12 protein-coding genes, 1 tRNA gene and 1 pseudogene are annotated in these 16,058 nt (G+C 48.1%); 5 read left to right on the plus strand and 9 right to left on the minus strand.

Annotated elements, in window-relative coordinates; genetic code table 11:
* The first annotated feature begins 996 nt into the window (after window positions 1-996).
* The 3 genes from H8K32_RS19415 to fdhD are packed head-to-tail and all read left to right on the plus strand — an operon-like array spanning window position 997 to window position 3,193.
* On the plus strand, window positions 997-2,037 hold the full coding sequence (locus H8K32_RS19415; RefSeq protein WP_186914217.1) for a GGDEF domain-containing protein: 1,041 nt from the start codon (window positions 997-999) through the stop codon (window positions 2,035-2,037).
* Between the two features lie 42 nt (window positions 2,038-2,079).
* Window positions 2,080-2,358 carry a hypothetical protein gene (locus H8K32_RS19420; RefSeq protein ID WP_186914218.1) on the plus strand — a complete coding sequence of 93 codons (279 nt, stop codon included), beginning with the start codon at window positions 2,080-2,082 and terminating at the stop codon, window positions 2,356-2,358.
* Window positions 2,359-2,374: 16 nt separating this feature from the next.
* The gene (fdhD, locus tag H8K32_RS19425; RefSeq protein ID WP_186914219.1) at window positions 2,375-3,193 is read left to right on the plus strand and encodes a formate dehydrogenase accessory sulfurtransferase FdhD; all 819 of its coding nucleotides are present in this window, start codon (window positions 2,375-2,377) and stop codon (window positions 3,191-3,193) included.
* 58 nt (window positions 3,194-3,251) lie between these two features.
* On the opposite strand, the gene mobB is transcribed toward fdhD, so the two are convergent.
* The 8 genes from mobB to fdnG all read right to left on the minus strand — a co-directional run bounded on the left by mobB (window position 3,252) and on the right by fdnG (window position 13,249).
* Complete coding sequence (gene mobB, locus H8K32_RS19430) at window positions 3,252-3,755, minus strand: molybdopterin-guanine dinucleotide biosynthesis protein B (protein ID WP_186914220.1); 504 nt, start codon at window positions 3,753-3,755, stop codon at window positions 3,252-3,254.
* 148 nt (window positions 3,756-3,903) lie between these two features.
* Window positions 3,904-3,999: transfer RNA gene (locus H8K32_RS19435), tRNA-Sec, on the minus strand.
* Between the two features lie 21 nt (window positions 4,000-4,020).
* The gene (gene selB, locus H8K32_RS19440) at window positions 4,021-5,955 is read right to left on the minus strand and encodes a selenocysteine-specific translation elongation factor (RefSeq protein ID WP_186914221.1); all 1,935 of its coding nucleotides are present in this window, start codon (window positions 5,953-5,955) and stop codon (window positions 4,021-4,023) included.
* Window positions 5,952-7,391 carry an L-seryl-tRNA(Sec) selenium transferase gene (gene selA, locus H8K32_RS19445; protein ID WP_186914222.1) on the minus strand — a complete coding sequence of 480 codons (1,440 nt, stop codon included), beginning with the start codon at window positions 7,389-7,391 and terminating at the stop codon, window positions 5,952-5,954. Before selA ends, selB begins: the two co-directional genes overlap by 4 nt.
* Window positions 7,388-8,398 (minus strand): formate dehydrogenase accessory protein FdhE, encoded by a 1,011-nt coding sequence (gene fdhE / locus H8K32_RS19450; protein ID WP_186914223.1) that lies wholly within the window; start codon window positions 8,396-8,398, stop codon window positions 7,388-7,390. The genes selA and fdhE overlap by 4 nt, the downstream gene beginning before the upstream one ends.
* A 213-nt stretch (window positions 8,399-8,611) precedes the next feature.
* Window positions 8,612-9,259, minus strand: a complete 648-nt coding sequence (locus H8K32_RS19455) for a formate dehydrogenase subunit gamma (protein ID WP_186914224.1) — start codon at window positions 9,257-9,259, stop codon at window positions 8,612-8,614.
* Window positions 9,252-10,169 (minus strand): formate dehydrogenase subunit beta, encoded by a 918-nt coding sequence (gene fdxH, locus H8K32_RS19460; protein ID WP_186914225.1) that lies wholly within the window; start codon window positions 10,167-10,169, stop codon window positions 9,252-9,254. The genes H8K32_RS19455 and fdxH overlap by 8 nt, the downstream gene beginning before the upstream one ends.
* Before the next feature lie 8 nt (window positions 10,170-10,177).
* Window positions 10,178-13,249: a formate dehydrogenase-N subunit alpha gene (gene fdnG / locus H8K32_RS19465; protein WP_186914226.1), complete on the minus strand. Its 3,072-nt coding sequence runs from the start codon at window positions 13,247-13,249 to the stop codon at window positions 10,178-10,180.
* 590 nt (window positions 13,250-13,839) lie between these two features.
* On the opposite strand from fdnG, the gene H8K32_RS19470 reads away from it, so the two are divergent.
* Window positions 13,840-14,424: a LysE family translocator gene (locus tag H8K32_RS19470; protein ID WP_186914227.1), complete on the plus strand. Its 585-nt coding sequence runs from the start codon at window positions 13,840-13,842 to the stop codon at window positions 14,422-14,424.
* Window positions 14,425-14,433: 9 nt separating this feature from the next.
* Window positions 14,434-15,891: an aminotransferase-like domain-containing protein gene (locus tag H8K32_RS19475; RefSeq protein ID WP_186914228.1), complete on the plus strand. Its 1,458-nt coding sequence runs from the start codon at window positions 14,434-14,436 to the stop codon at window positions 15,889-15,891.
* 47 nt (window positions 15,892-15,938) lie between these two features.
* Here the strand turns inward: H8K32_RS19475 and H8K32_RS20780 are convergent.
* Window positions 15,939-16,058, minus strand: a pseudogene (locus tag H8K32_RS20780) (IS30 family transposase); the annotation flags it as partial.

Below are 16,058 nucleotides of genomic sequence, written 5' to 3' on the forward strand. Positions count from 1 at the left end.
AAATCCAGAAATCAACATATCGAATGATGTTCGACGTTTCAATTTTCATCAATTCAAACAAACTGGCGAGGCGCAAAGTACTTGCGTAACCTCACAGATATGACTGCACTCAGCAATACCAGTTAAATACATCTTTCATTTTTTACAATGTTGCGTTTTATTTCCTGAAATTGCACTTTTCGCGCTGAAAAATGAAACTCCTTCGGAGTCGATTAATGTTATTTGCAAATTTTTTATTGAGAAAAAAATCCCTTAACACCTATTCAGTCCATCGCTTTTGAGAATTTTCCGGGTGCCAAATTTATGCAATGGATGACTCGGTTCAGCACAACGAAAGTTCAATCTTCGTCGACTCCTTGACACCTGAAACGATGATTTTGAATATAAAAAAATGTGGATACAGCTTAAGTTCAGTAACAAATTTTCGTTGCACAGGTGCAACGAAACTAAAAGCATTCATTTGTTACTCTTGAGTATCCAAGCTTGAACTGGCAATGATTGCCGAAAAAAATAGCTTAATTTTTCAAGCAGTCATTGCTTGTTTCTATATTAACTTAAGCTTCGTTCGCAAATCGAGTCATACAAACTTGCAAATACTCCGCAAATCAAGACAACGAGGAATTTTCTGCTTTTGATTGGTCAATGTGTGTGATTACAAGAATTCGCAGATGCGGCTGGCATATGAAATAAGTCTTTTTATGCCTAAAAATACTATTGCCGCCTGAGGAGTTACATGATAAAAGTGCATTGCAAATATATACCTAGTTTCTTGCTTGACGCAAACTAATTGCAAGACCCATAATGCTTGCGCGGTAAATTTTCATTCTCTTCATTTGTGGTTTGTTCTTAAGCAGCATTACGGTTACATTCCAACTTATCGAAAAGAAAAATAGCTGTTGAACTCTAGTGCGCTTAGCTTAGCTAGCGTAGGGCGAGGGAATGCCATTGCATTCGTTCTTATTCAATACTGGCGCCCAATATGGAGCTCATATCACGATGAATAAACCTAAACTGTGGGAAGACGAACTACAGTATCGACGCACCATATTGCGAGTCTTGTTGGTCGTCATTATTCTTTTTTGCAGTTTGGCCTCTACTACCCAGTTTAAAGCTGGCAATTTACTTTATGGCTTGTTAGAGGTAAGCCTGGTTGGCATGGCAATTGGTATGCTGGTCATTCATCAGAAGACGCCGAATCTGACAAGATGGTCGGCAGTATTACTATTCTTTTGTTTTAATACGATTTTGATCGGCATCTTCAATCAGACCACCCGCAGCTTTTTATTTAATTGGTTATGTTTCATTCCAGTGCTGTCCTATTTACTCATGGGCCTACGTACGGGATTTATTTTTAGTGTCGTTTATTTAGTGGCTGGAATGGGGCTGTTAATTTGGCGTCTATATCTGCCAGCTCCCGACGTAACACGGAATGCGCTGATCAATCTTGGCTCTTGTGCCGCCAGTATTTGGGCGATGTCGCATGTGTTTGAAGCAAAACGAGCATCCATGGTCGGCAGACTGCAAAAATTGGCGGAGACGGATTCGCTGACTGGATTGCACAATCGCCTGCATCTGGACTCTATCTTTCAGCAATTAACCAAAGGGCAGCGCGGTCAGCCAACATTGATTGGCATGTTGTTGCTCGACCTTGATAAATTTAAAACTATTAATGACAGCTATGGTCATGATGCAGGCGATCAAGTGCTCATGACCGTATCAACACTCATGACAGACATATGCCGGGGAGGCGATTGGGCATTTCGTTTCGGAGGAGAAGAATTTTGCTTACTCATTCCAGGGGTATCGTCAGAAATGGCAATCCAAATTGCAGAACGGCTACGTGAAAGTATTGCGGCGACTTTGGTCAACGTAGGTGAGCATCAGTTGCGGGTCACTGCCAGCATTGGCGTCGCGAATTGGCCTATGGATGGTGCTGGTCTATCGCAATTGTACAAAGTCGCTGACCAACGGCTTTATACGGCAAAAAACTCAGGACGAAACCGCGTCATGGGTTCTGACTATATTCGCAGCAACTAATCAAAAGGCATCGCTTCAATTTGCGCCGTCCCTGCTGGTAATATGAAGGCTGATGGTAGCCTTGGCTCACATACCGTATGGCAAACCATTGCGGACCACAACAGCGCTACCTACTATTTTTCCAACACGCGAGCGCCTCGCGTTGTCTGGTTGCCGCTTCAAGAAATGATTGCCGAACATAAATTCAAAAAACATACCAGCTGGAAGCTAGAAATGATCGCTACAGATCCAAGCTTAGAGGATGGCGTTTATAATCCATGCTATAGCGGCGATGTCAGCGCACTATTAAAGAAAACCTATGATCCGTTCCAACTGATTTAAGCAAAGTGAGATGCACATGGATTCCGAAAAATTTGACCTCCCAGTTGGTTATCAACAGCGCCCCATTCTGAGACAACGGGGAACTGAGCGTCAAATGACCACCGATAAGGTAGCGGAAGAAACACCGGTGGCACTGGTGTTTAATGGCATCTCTCACGCAGTCATGATGGCGACACCGCTAGACCTGGAAGAGTTGGCAATAGGTTTTGCGCTGACTGAGGGTATCGTCCAGTCCAAATCAGAAATTTACGATATTGCCGTACATCCGTTTCCTGCTTCAGCAGAAGTAGAGCTGACGATTGCACAAAGCGCGTTTATCAAACTCAAAGAGCGACGTCGTTCACTTTCTGGCAGAACTGGATGCGGTGTCTGTGGCATTGAGAGTCTAGCGTTACTGGATCTGGAACCTGAGCCTATGCAGATAACGGCGTTGCCAGAATTATTGTCGCCAGTGATTGCGCGTGCTGTGAACGAATTGAGCCAGAATCAATTTCTGATGTCAGAAACTGGTGGTGTGCATGCTGCCGCCTGGTGTGATTTTGATGGTACTGTGCTCAAGGTTTTTGAAGACGTGGGTCGGCACAATGGATTAGACAAGTTGATCGGCCATCTTGTCATGAAACAGCAGGATTTACGTGCTGGATTTGTATTCATGTCCAGTCGCGCCAGCTATGAATTGGTGCGTAAGACAGCGCGTTTAGGGATTCCTATGCTCGCTACGATTTCAGCGCCGACTTGTCTGGCAATTGATATTGCCAACAAAGCGGGTTTAAAGCTCGTGAGTTTTTGTCGTCAGAATGGTTTTGTTGAATATACGAATTTTTCAACGCCGTGACTTTAATTTCTTAGCTACAGCATTGTTGCGACGTTGCTTCTTTATTGTTAAAACTTTTTTACTCTGCAAATTCACTTGCATGCTGTACTACAAAATCTGCGATTGTTGATATATCGCTCAGATCAAGTACAGGGAAAATGGCATTCGTGACTTCTGCATCTGAAGCTATCGCTTTAATCCCCGGCCAGTCTGCACCTAATTGTGACCGGCCAATCGATGGACGCCACACTTCCAACTTTGGAAATTGCTCTGATTTAAAACCCTCGATCAGCACCAGGTCGCAGTCGTGCAAGCGGGTTAGCAGATACGCTAAAGATGGCTCAGCTTGTTCGGTCAGCTCATGCATCAAGGCCCAGCGACGGTTTCCCATCAACAAAACTTCCTGGCAGCCTGCTTCGCGCAAGCGATATGAATCTTTTCCCGGGTGATCAATATCGATATTTTTATGACTGTGTTTGATCAGTGAAACCCGTAATCCGCGCTGTTGCAATTCGGGGATCAGGCGTTCCAACAAGGTCGTTTTACCCATTCCGGAATGACCAGTAATGCCAAAAACCTTCATTTGAAACTTCCTTTATATTTCAATGGAGCAAAGATTGCGTGATGCGCTCTTCTTGCAAAGAGGCGAGGTATTTTGCATATCTCAACAAAGCAGCAACCAGCCAGGCTAGTTTAGGTAAATCACTGCCCGGATATTTATTGTTGAGAATTGGCGGAAGACAGTAAGAGTCGAACTTACGAGAGAATGATTGACATCCCCTGACGGGTTTGAAGCCCGCCCGCACCACCGGATACGTGTGCCTTCCATGGTTACTGCATCTATCATATCACTGCATGTTCGCGGCCTGCCAGAGACTATCGGTTCGCAATACATGCACATCACGCAGGCGGCGAGTATAGCCTACGCGGTCGAAGAATTCCAGAAACTGAATTGCTCGTTTTCGTCCCATCCCACTGGCATCCCGAAAATCGGCGGCACTGATCTGACGGTAAGGACTATTTAATTCCAACGTGCTGGCAACGGCTTCTGCTAGCTTTGCCAACTCGGCGATGCGTTGTGGATGACAGTAGAGATCGCGCACGATCTGATATACCTGACCGCGCAAGGCCAGCTTACGCAATAAGCTGCGAACAGTTTCTTCGTTCAACTGATGCGCTTTCGCCAGATCACGCACCCACGGTGGATCAAATTGGGATGCGAGCAAGGCATTGAGCAACACGTCTGCCAAGCGCTGCTGTTCGGGTTCCAATTCAATGCTGTGTTCTGGCAGTCGCAGCCATGGTCCTTGTGCAATCAATACTTCTGTCTGAACGAGTTTATCGATCAGCGTACGCCACACCATCTCATCTATTTCTGGCGCAACGATACGTTTTAATCGGGGATTTTGCGGTCCGGTTTCATCCGGAAAATTTGTATGAAACGCACGCAAAGCAACGACTATTTTCTCTCGCAAAGCTATCAATACGGCGTGCGGCAAAATGATCACATCGTCACCACGCAAGGCAATTTGAATAACGTCATCGTGATATTGCAATTGTTCAACGGGCAACTGCGTCAATCGGGTCAGCAAAGAGCGCCGTATGCCCATCGCGCTGCCGTCAACCAAGGCATTGTGATCATTGGTATCGAGATAATTACTCAGTGCATCCAACCATTGTTTTCGTTCCAGACTGCGGCGTTTTCGAGCCGGTCCAAACGGGTCCAAAACACGGCCGCCGCCTATTGTGCGTTGCGCTTGGGCATTGCGAATAACAAAGCGGTCACCAGGCACAGAATGTACCGGCACCTCGAACACTAATTGTGCCCGTGCCTGGCACCCTGGTTCGATGCTGTCACCATCAAGCATTAAGACACGTGCAATACGATGCGAAGCACCCAGATGCACATGGACTTGTGACCAAGGTTTTAAACTTAACCCAGCATTGTCGAGTAATTGCAAATCAACGTCGATGCGTTCTGAACACTCTGCCATCGCGGTAGCAGTCGCCCAATGACCGCGCTCAACCTCATCTTTTTCAACGCCAACAATATTCATCGCCAGGCGTTGTCCCGCATAAGCAATATCAACCGGCCGGTTTTGCGCATGAATACTTCGCACCCTGACAGTTTTCCCAGATGGCGCTAAGGTAATCGTGTCACCAATTGCCACCGCGCCAGCCGAAGCAGTACCAGCAATAAACAAACCTTTACCGCTCAGGTTAAAAACGCGATCAATTGCTAATCGAAATAAACGCTGATGTTCTTTTTGGGTTAGAGCTTGTGCCACCTTCATCAGATGCGCTTTGAGTTCTGCCACGCCCGGATCATTTTCTATATGCGCCTGTGTACAAAAAATAGTGGCATCGGCGAAAGACGATGTTGCCAGTAAATGTTGTATTTCTTTTTTGACGGCAGAAATGCGGTCAGCATCAACGCGATCAATCTTGGTCAAAGCAACTACGCCGCGCTGGATGCCAAGCAACTCCAGTATCGTCAAATGCTCGCGCGTTTGCGGCATCACGCCATCGTCAGCAGCAATCACTAACAACGCGTAATCAATGCCGCTCGCCCCTGCCGCCATGGTGTGAATCAGTTTTTCGTGACCAGGAACATCAACCAAACCGAGCACATCGCCATTGGGCAGCGGTGTGTAAGCGTAGCCCAGTTCTATTGAAATACCCCGTGCTTTTTCTTCCTTCAGGCGATCAGTATCAACGCCCGTCAAGGCGCGACTCAGGGTGGTCTTACCATGATCAATATGTCCGGCGGTACCAACGATCATGGTTTTAAAAACGCCAGTTGGTCAATGAATTCTTGCTGATCGCCATCCAGGCAACGCAAATCAAGACAGAAGGCTTCATTCGCTATTCTGCCAACGACAGGGCGTGGTAATTGCCTGAATGCTTTTTCCAGCCGCCCTAATGCGTTGCTCAGCTTATGGGCTGGATTGGCGTTGATTTTGATGCCAAAGCTAGGTAGTTGATCAACGGGTAAGGCACCACTACCAACCTGACTCGACATTTCCGCACCTTGCACCTGATACGCGTCACCAAGTGCCTGTTGGACTAAAGGGATGAGCGTTTCCGCTTGCTGTTGCATTTCTGTTCTTGGTCGTGTCAACAACCGCATGGTTGTCAGACGTTGTGTCAGCAACTCCGGTGAACGGTACAGCGCAAGTACGGGTTCCAGTGCAGCGAGCGTAATTTTGCCGACGCGCAAAGCGCGCTTTAATGGATTGCGTTTGATCTGGGTAATCAAATCAGCACGACCAACGATGATCCCAGCCTGCGGGCCGCCCAGAAGTTTGTCACCGCTAAACGTGACCAAATCCGCCCCCGCTTCTATCGCTTCACGCACCGTTGGTTCACGCACCATCCCAAACTGCTCCAGATCAATCAGCGTTCCGCTGCCGAGATCGACCGCCGTCGGAATATTGCGTTCGCGTCCTAACGCGGTGATTTCATCTAACTCGACACTTTTGGTAAAACCGGTAATCACATAATTGCTGCAATGAACTTTCATCAACAGCGCAGTATCTGCTTGAATCGCGTTACGGTAATCGGCTAGATGGGTGCGATTGGTCGAGCCGGTTTCACGCAATGTAGCGCCAGCACGTTGCATAATGTCAGGGATACGAAACGCACCACCGATTTCGACCAATTCACCGCGCGATACGATGACCTCTTTGCCCATCGCCATCGTGTTTAACAACAGCAAAACCGCTGCCGCATTATTGTTGACGATGGTGGCGGCCTCGGCACCAGTCAATTCGCACAGGAGTTCTTCCACCAGGTCATCACGATCACCGCGCTTACCAGTTTCTAAATCAAATTCCAGATTGCTGGCTGAGGTCATGGCGTCAACCACCGCTTGGACCGCCACATCGGGCAATAAAGCGCGACCCAGATTCGTATGCAAGACGGTGCCAGTCAGATTGAACATCTTCTTCAATTTAGAGCTATCTTGCCGCGCCAGACGTACTTCTACTTGTTTCAGTATGTCATTGATACAGGGAGCATCTTCGTCTTTTGCTTCATTGTGTGTCAAAGCGGCAGTGCGCAATTCACTCAACAAGGATTGCACCGCACGCAAAATCCGGCTTCGGCCATGGCGTTCTATCAATGCGCCAGCTTCTTGCAAGACCTTATCCACCGAAGGCAAATACACAGCTCTGCGATGAAGCGTGTTTGCAGGTGTGTCCGGAAGTGCGGATGTCATTCTGTTTCTCCAAACCACAGCAGTGGATTGATATTGCCACGGGTATAACCTGCCTCGCTCACCAGAATATCCAAAGTCAGGCTAGCCAGGTCATCAGCAAATGGTTCCGCGTTGTAATCGTGTTCCTGATTAAAAATCTTGGTGTAGCAATGACAATCACCGCACGTCTCGGCACGTACATATTTGCGTGGGTCGTTGGCCTTGTTGACTGGTGCCGCTGCAGGCTCAGGTGCATCAATGCGGTCTAAGCCTTGGTATGAAATTTTCCCATTTTGTTCGCAGCTTGCGCATTTGACCCTGACCATATGCCATTGACTAGCGCACATACCGCATTGGAGATATCGATAACCCTGTGATTGTCCACCGATGCGAATCAGGCTGGCCACCGGATGTGAACCGCACACGGGACACAAGGTAAACGTTTCCAGCATCGGGACTTGTTGTTGCTTGAGTCGAGAAGCGCGTGCTGTCCAAAGTACTTGCAAAGCAGCCGCAATAAATGGCGCTTGCGCTGGGTTCACATCTTCATGGCGTTGCGCTAAGACGGCATTCGCCTGATCTTCCAGATCGGTGTCATTCAATTCACGCAAGCCAGTGAGAACGACATTAAGTTCTGCCCGTTCGGGCTTACTTTTATCAGCTAATTGATCAATGAGCTGATAAAGAATAGTGCGCCAGATTTCTGGTCGTTTTAACTGTGCAGCCAACGGCGGCATCATGTGATCCAGCGCCAGATTGAGCGATTGTTGATCGGGCATAGCAAGATCAACGTTGCTCAATGATTTGGCGATCTCTGCTTGCGCTAATGCCACTTCGCGGATGAATTCGAGGTAGCCACTCATGGCTGGGTTAAACGCGATGCCAGCGACTTTGCCATCTGCCAAATCACGCAAACGGGTTGCGCGCGTTGTAAAAACGGTCGCCGCAGTTTCAGGTAACAGCAAACGCGGTAGCGCTGTGTGATCTAGCGATTCAATCTCGCCACGTTCTATGATTCTTTGTACCAAGATTTTTCCAATAACAGAGCAAAATTCGATGGGAAGCCGCTACAGGGATCAGACCTATTTTAGACTAGTTTAAAAAATAAAGCCGACGCTGTTGCTATGCGTCGGCTTCTGGTTTGATGCATATCATCCTGATTTCTTTTACCCTACCGTCTGACAGATGCAAAGCAGAACAAAATTAATCAATCAATTAATCAATTAATCAATTAATAATAATTACTTCTTATCTTTCGATGCCTTCATCACTTCGTCAAACCATAGCCGATGATGTTTGCGCGCCCAGCCTAAACTCACGGTGCCACGCACCATTGCACCAATCGATCCCTTGACCCAAATCGCCGCATAGATGTGTACGATAATGCTGACGATCAGCACAAAGGCGCAAAACGCATGCAGCAATGCAGAAAAGCGGATCAGTTCAATCGGAAATACCCACGAAAAATACGCTCGCCAGATCACCAGTCCTGAGAGCAATAAGCCTGCCATGCAGCCGATCAAAACGAAGAACAAGATTTTCTGCCCAGCGTTATATCGACCTATGTGTGGTAATTTCTCTTCGCGATTATTGAGGACGTCATCGATTTGCTTCATCCATTGCTTATCAACTGGTTCAAGCACATTGTGATGCCAGAAGCGATACACCAACACCGCAAACAAACCAAACATCAATAAGCCGATAAATGGATGCAAAATGCGCGTCCATTGCCCACCGCCCAGCACATTACTGAGCCAGAACAAAGATGGATGAAACAGTGCTAAGCCAGAAATCGCCAACAAAATAAAACTGATAGCGGTCGCCCAATGGAAGCTACGATCATCGGCGGTATATCGTTCAATCTGCGAGTTATCTTTATGCTCACTCATGATGCACCTCCTCTGCCGCTTCTTTTGCTTCTTTGGCTTCCTGCTCGTCCTTCTCACTTACCTCGTTTGGACCGATGCGCGTGTAATGGAAGAAGCCAACCAGAGCAGCCGCCGCCATACTGGCAACCGCTAGTGGTTTGGATAAACCCTTCCAGACACTGATCATCGGCGAGATGCGCGGTTTGTTTGGTAGGCCATGGTACAGCGATGGATTATCAGCATGATGTAAAACATACATGACGTGTGTTCCACCAACACCTGCCGGATCATACAAACCAGCCTGATCAAAGCCGCGTGATTTCAGATCGGTAATCCGTTCTTCCGCGTGGTGCTTCATGTCTTCTTTGGTACCGAATACAATCGCGCCGGTAGGGCATGATTTGACACATGCTGGCTCCTGACCAACTGCCACACGGTCTGAACACAACGTACATTTGTAAGCACGGTTATCTTGCTTAGAGATGCGAGGCACGTCGAACGGACAGCCGCTGACGCAGTAGCCACAACCGATACAGTTTTCTTCCTGAAAATCGACAATACCATTCGTGTATTGAACAATGGCTCCAGGAGCCGGGCAAGCCTTAAGGCAACCTGGATCTTCACAATGCATACAGCCATCTTTGCGAATCAGCCATTCGAGGTTGCCGTTAGGATTTTCATATTCAGAAAAACGCATGACGGTCCAGGAGTGCTCGGACATGTCGCGGGGATTGTCATACGTGCCGTGGGTTTCACCCACTTCGTCACGTAAGTCATTCCATTCCATACAGGCGGTCTGACATGCCTTGCAGCCTATACATTTTGTGGTATCAATCAGCTTAGCCACAGTACCGGTGATTGGCTCCCGTACAGACGGGGGCTGTACGGTCGTGGCTGACATGCGTTTGATATCGAGAGATTGAAGTGGCATATATCCTCCTAGGCTTTTTCAACTTTCACCAGGAATGATTTGAATTCCGGTGTCTGGGAATTCGCGTCACCTACTTCTGGTGTCAGTGTGTTGACCAAATAGCCTGGTTTGGCTACACCTGTAAATCCCCAATGGATAGGCAGTCCCACGGTTTGCACCGTTTTACCTTCAATCATCAATGGCTTGATACGCTTCGTGACAACCGCTTTGGCAATAATGTGGCCGCGCTTGGAACTCACTTTGATTTTTTCGCCCGCTTTGACACCGACTTGTTTGGCTAATTCTTCGCCTATTTCAACAAACTGTTCCGGTTGAATGATCGAATTCAAACGTGCATGTTTGGTCCAATAGTGGAAGTGCTCAGTCAAACGGTAGCTGGTCGCCACATGCGGATACTCGTCATGCGTACCTAGCTGCTCACGATCACCCGCAAAAATCCGTGCAGCTGGATTGCTGGTAGCGCGTGCATTTTTAGGATGCAAAGGGTTGTAGCCCAGTGGGTTTTCAAATGGTTCGTAATGTTCCGGGAATGGCCCTTCGTTCATCGCTTTGGAGGCAAAGAAACACGCCACGCCTTCGGGTGCCATAATGAATGGTCCCATACCGTTTTCTGGCGGTTCGTCGGCTTTAAAATCTGGAACGTCAGCACCAGACCAGGTCGTGCCATTCCATGCTATTAATTTGCGCGTAGGATCGAATGGCTTACCGCTCACGTCACACGATGCACGGTTGTACAACACACGACGGTTTGCTGGCCAAGCCCACGCCCAGTTGAGAGTCTGACCGATGCCAGTCGGATCGCTATTATCGCGACGCGCCATGTTGTTACCGGCTTGCGTCCATGAACCAGCAAAAATCCAGCAACCACTGGTTGTCGTACCATCATCACGCAGCATGGCAAACGAAGGCAATTGCTCACCTTTTTTAACCAAGACCTTGGTTGGATCTTTAGGGTCGGTGACATCCGCCAAAGCGCGACCGTTAAACTCTTTCGCCAATTCTTCCGGACGTGGTGCATACGGTTTTGCGTAAGGCCAGGACAGATTCACAATCGGATCAGGGAATTTACCACCGTCTTTTTTATACATCGAACGCAAACGCAAAAAGAGACCAGACATGATATCGATATCGCTGCGTGCCTCGCCCGGTGGTTCTGCACCTTGCCAATGCCATTGCAATACGCGCGAAGAACTCACCAGAGAGCCGTTTTCTTCAGCAAAACAAGTCGTCGGCAAGCGGAAAACCTCGGTCTGGATTTTTGATGGATCAACATCATTAAATTCACCGTAAGGTTTCCAGAACTCTGCAGTTTCGACCGCCAATGGATCCATCACCACTAAGAACTTCAGTTTAGATAAACCTTCGGAGACTTTTTTCTTATTCGGCGCGGACGCCAGAATATTAAAGCCTTGAGTGATGTAGCCGTTCATCTTACCTTGATGCATCAATTCTATGGCTTGCATCATGTCGTAAGGCTTATCCAACTTAGGCAAATAATCATAGCCCCAGTTATTCTCCGCTTTGGCAGCATCGCCCCACCAGGTCTTCATGAGACTGACATGGAAGGCGCGATAGTTTTTCCAGTAACTGAGCTGATTTGGACGTAACGGCTTTTTAGCACGCGCACCAATATACGCTTCAAAATCCTGCTCACTCTCGGACGGCAAAGTCATATAGCCCGGCAGCAAATTAGACATCAGCCCCAGATCGGTCAAACCCTGAATATTCGAATGCCCACGCAAGGCATTCATACCTCCGCCGGCAATACCAATATTTCCGAGCAACAATTGCACCATCGCACCAGTACGGATCGTTTGCGCACCGGTACTATGATGCGTCCAGCCAAGCGCATACAGGATTGTCGCCGCACGACCAGGCACAGCGGTCGATGCCAGCGTCTCAGCAACATGGGTGAATTTTTCTGCTGGTACACCACAGACGCGCGTCACCAATTCGGGCGTATAGCGGGAATAGTGCTTCTTCATCAACTGGTACACGCAACGCGGATGGTTCAGCGTCGGATCCACCAATGCGTAACCATCCGGGCCAATTTCATAGCTCCAGGACGATTTATCAGTGTACTTACCTGCTTTTTCATCATAGCCAGAATACAGGCCGTCATTTAACGCAAAGTCTTCGCGCACGATGAACGGCATGTCAGTGTAGTTCTTGACATACTCGTGCTGAATCTTGTCGTTAGTAAGCAGGTAGTTAATAATCGCACCCAGAAAAACGATATCCGTTCCTGTGCGCGTTGCCACATAATAATCGGCAACCGATGCGGTACGCGTAAAACGCGGATCGACCACCATCAGCTTCGCTTTATTATGCGCTTTTGCTTCTGTGACCCATTTAAAGCCACAAGGATGCGCTTCGGCGGCATTGCCACCCATGACAAGGATTACATCAGCATTTTTGATGTCTACCCAATGATTCGTCATCGCTCCACGGCCAAACGTCGGGGCAAGACCTGCCACCGTCGGACCATGTCATACACGCGCCTGATTATCGAATGCCAGCATCCCCAAACTGCGCATGGTTTTATGCGTCAGATAACCAGTTTCATTGCTGGATGCTGATGCGGCCAACATGCCAGTCGTCAACCAGCGATTGACGGTTTTTCCATCGGCCGTTTTTTCAATAAAGTTGGCATCGCGATCCTGCTTCATCAGCTTGGCAATACGATCCAAGGCATCGTCCCATGACATCTTTTGCCATGCATTCGTGCCTGGGGCACGGTATTCCGGTACCAGCAAGCGATTAGGACTGTGAATGAAATCGATCAGACTAGCACCCTTAGGACACAAGGTGCCGCGATTGACAGGATGATCGGCATCACCCTCGATATGAATAATGCTGGCGGTCGCGTTTTTTGCGCCATCGCCGAGCCCGTACATCAGAATGCCGCAACCAACTGAGCAATACGGACATGTATTGCGCGTTTCGGTGGTGCGGGAGAGCTTGTATTGCCGCACTTCTGCAAGCGCTGCTGTCGGCATGAATCCGAGCAGAGCCAGGCTGGAGCCTGCAACCGTAGAGCCGGTTATCTTGAGAAACTGTCGGCGAGAGATTTGCGTCATGGCTATCCTCGTTCGTGGTAATAGGTATCGCGTAATAAAAATATTAAACGATATATTCTAAAAGAACAGAAAAATCTTACCACATCAGGATCAGAAGGGTGATTCATATCTCACGAGAGATAAGAGTAAGATTTATAAGAAATATTAAATTTAATTTGTTAAATATTCTTGAGATAAGTGCCACACCCGACAAACAAACACAAGACAAAGTCTGAGATCAATGAAATCGACTGCAATGCCAACTTTTAGCGCAAAAATGTTTTTACAAAAATCGTCGATATACTCTCGAATTGAAGATCAACGGGTATAGCAAAATGGATTCATAAGAAAAACAGGGCAGCCAATCGGGACATCTGTCACCGGAAAAATCCGTGCAAGCGGTGGCATCAAAAATCAGGCTTAAGTGACCGCTGAATTTCAAATGCCATTCACATCATTCCAGTTAAAAAATTTGAAGAACTAGAAAAGTCAGGTAACTGTAGGGGTAACTGGATTGATACAGAGTATGTTTGTATTCTATACCTTGTATCTTGCCGCTTTTTTACTGCGGTTTTAGACTCGTTACACCTCCAATTTACCGATTGTATTCAATGACAGAATTACTCCCTTTAATGAGCTATTGCCTTGTGATGTCAGGTACTCCGGGACCGAACAATGTCATGCTCGCTACCTCTGGTGCCAATTTTGGATATCGTGGTGCGCAACCCGCGATTTTTGGCATCCAATTCGGCGTGTTCGTACAAACGGTCGTCACCTGTCTCGGACTCGGTAGTGTTTTCGTTGCCTATCCCATCACACAACAAGTACTCCGTATCGCGGGTTCCTTGTATTTGATGTATCTAGCCTATAAGCTCAGCGGCGCATCAATAAGCGAGGCACACGCACCGCAACAGGTATCCTTCACGCAAGCCGCTATTTTTCAGGCACTCAATCCCAAGAGTTGGGTCAAAGCCGTTACTTTGGCATCGGTATTTATGCCTGCCGGAGCCAATGCTATCAATGGGGCGTTAATGCTGGCGATCATTGGAACGTTGATTGGTACGCCCTGCAACATTATGTGGGCTTTGTTTGGCGTTTCAATTCGTAACCTGCTCAAAGATCCACGTAAACAACGTGCTTTCAATTTAACCATGGGAGCGATACTACTTATGCTCGCCATTCTATTTTTGCGTTAGACTTCCGTCATGTTCTCTATCGACCGTCTATCAAACATCCCCCTATCGAACCAGATCGAGGAAAATTTGCGCCGTTTGGTCGAGAATCGGGCGCTGCCTAGCGGTGCCAAGCTGATGTCGATACGACAGCTTGCCACGCATCTGGCGGTCAGCACCAATACCGTGGTGGTCGCTTATGACAGGCTGGTGGCTGGCGGTGTGATTAACTCTCACGGCACTGCAGGTTTTTTTGTCTGTTCAACCAGCGATGCAAACAGAGTTAGTCCCGACGAAATTGCGCTGGAAGCAGGCGAACAACAAGAACCGGTATGGCTAGCGCAACAAGCCAATGACCAACGGGCGGGAATTCTACTAGCCAGCAGTGGTACCCTGCCACCAACCTGGCTACAAGATGCGGTACCGGGCACCGCAGTGCAAAGAGCCTTAACTCATAGCGCGGCCGGAATGGCCTCGCGTTGCCCACCCCAAGGGTTGCCAGAATTACGCGAACATATCGCCCAGCTATTGCGTGGCATTGGCATTTCTGCTGATGCAAGCCACATACTCACCACTTTCGGCGGCACCCATGCGATCGACCTGATTTGCCGTAGCTTCTTGCAGGCTGGCGACACCGTGTTGGTGGAAGACCCTGGTTATTTTCTGATGTTTGGGCGATTGCGTCAGGACGGCATACGTCTCATCCCCATCAAACGTAACGTCGATGGTCTTGATCTGGATGAATTGGAGGCGGCGTGCCACGAACATCGGCCGCGCCTGCTGTTTGTACAAACGGCTTTGCATAATCCCACCGGGTGGAGCAGCAGCGCATCCAATTTACACAAGGTGCTTATGTTGGCACAGCAGTATGGTTTTTTGATCGCAGAAGACGATGTGCACGGCCACTTTCAACAAGGACACGCCACGCGTCTGGCTTCATTGTCCGGTTTAAATGGTGTGATTTATTATTCTAGTTTTTGCAAAGCACTCAGCCCAGCCTTACGCATGGGATATCTTGCAGCAACGCCGAATTTATTAAAAGTGCTCATGAGAACCAAAATTCATTCTGTCATGACCATGCCAGCCCTCAATGAATATGTTCTGCTAGAAGTACTCAAGGCCGGAAATTTACGTAAACATCTGGACCGTTTACAACGAAAGATCATGGCAGCTCGTAACACCAGCACACGGCAATTGAGCGAGGCGGGTGTGCTATTCGAACAGCCAGGCGAAGCAGGTATTTTCCTGTGGGGAACGATGCCAGAGGGACTCAATATCGACCTACTGGTGCAAGATGCCTATCGCAACAAAATTTTGCTCATGCGCGGCGCGGCGTTCTCGGCCAATGACACGCCCGACAGACATATTCGTTTCAACGTTGCCTTTAGTCAGCAACCACAATTGAGCGACTATCTACGTGATCGACTGAAAGCAGTGGCCGAGGCACACTCAAGCCTCACCCGGGCCAGCGTTGTTAATCGGGCGAGTTAGCAATGTACACGTAAGATCATTTTTCATCTCTAAATCATTTCGCGAGTTCAATTTTGAAGTGCAAGCGTATTTTTGAAGAATACCTGATTGGGTGTAAGGTATCCTAACCTTTTTCTTGGTCGATTATTCAGTCTATTCATGGCGTGATCAATCTCCTGTTGTGTAAT

It is taken from the genome of Cognatundibacterium jejuense (assembly GCF_014284255.1).
GTDB lineage: Bacteria > Pseudomonadota > Gammaproteobacteria > Burkholderiales > Burkholderiaceae_D > Undibacterium > Undibacterium jejuense.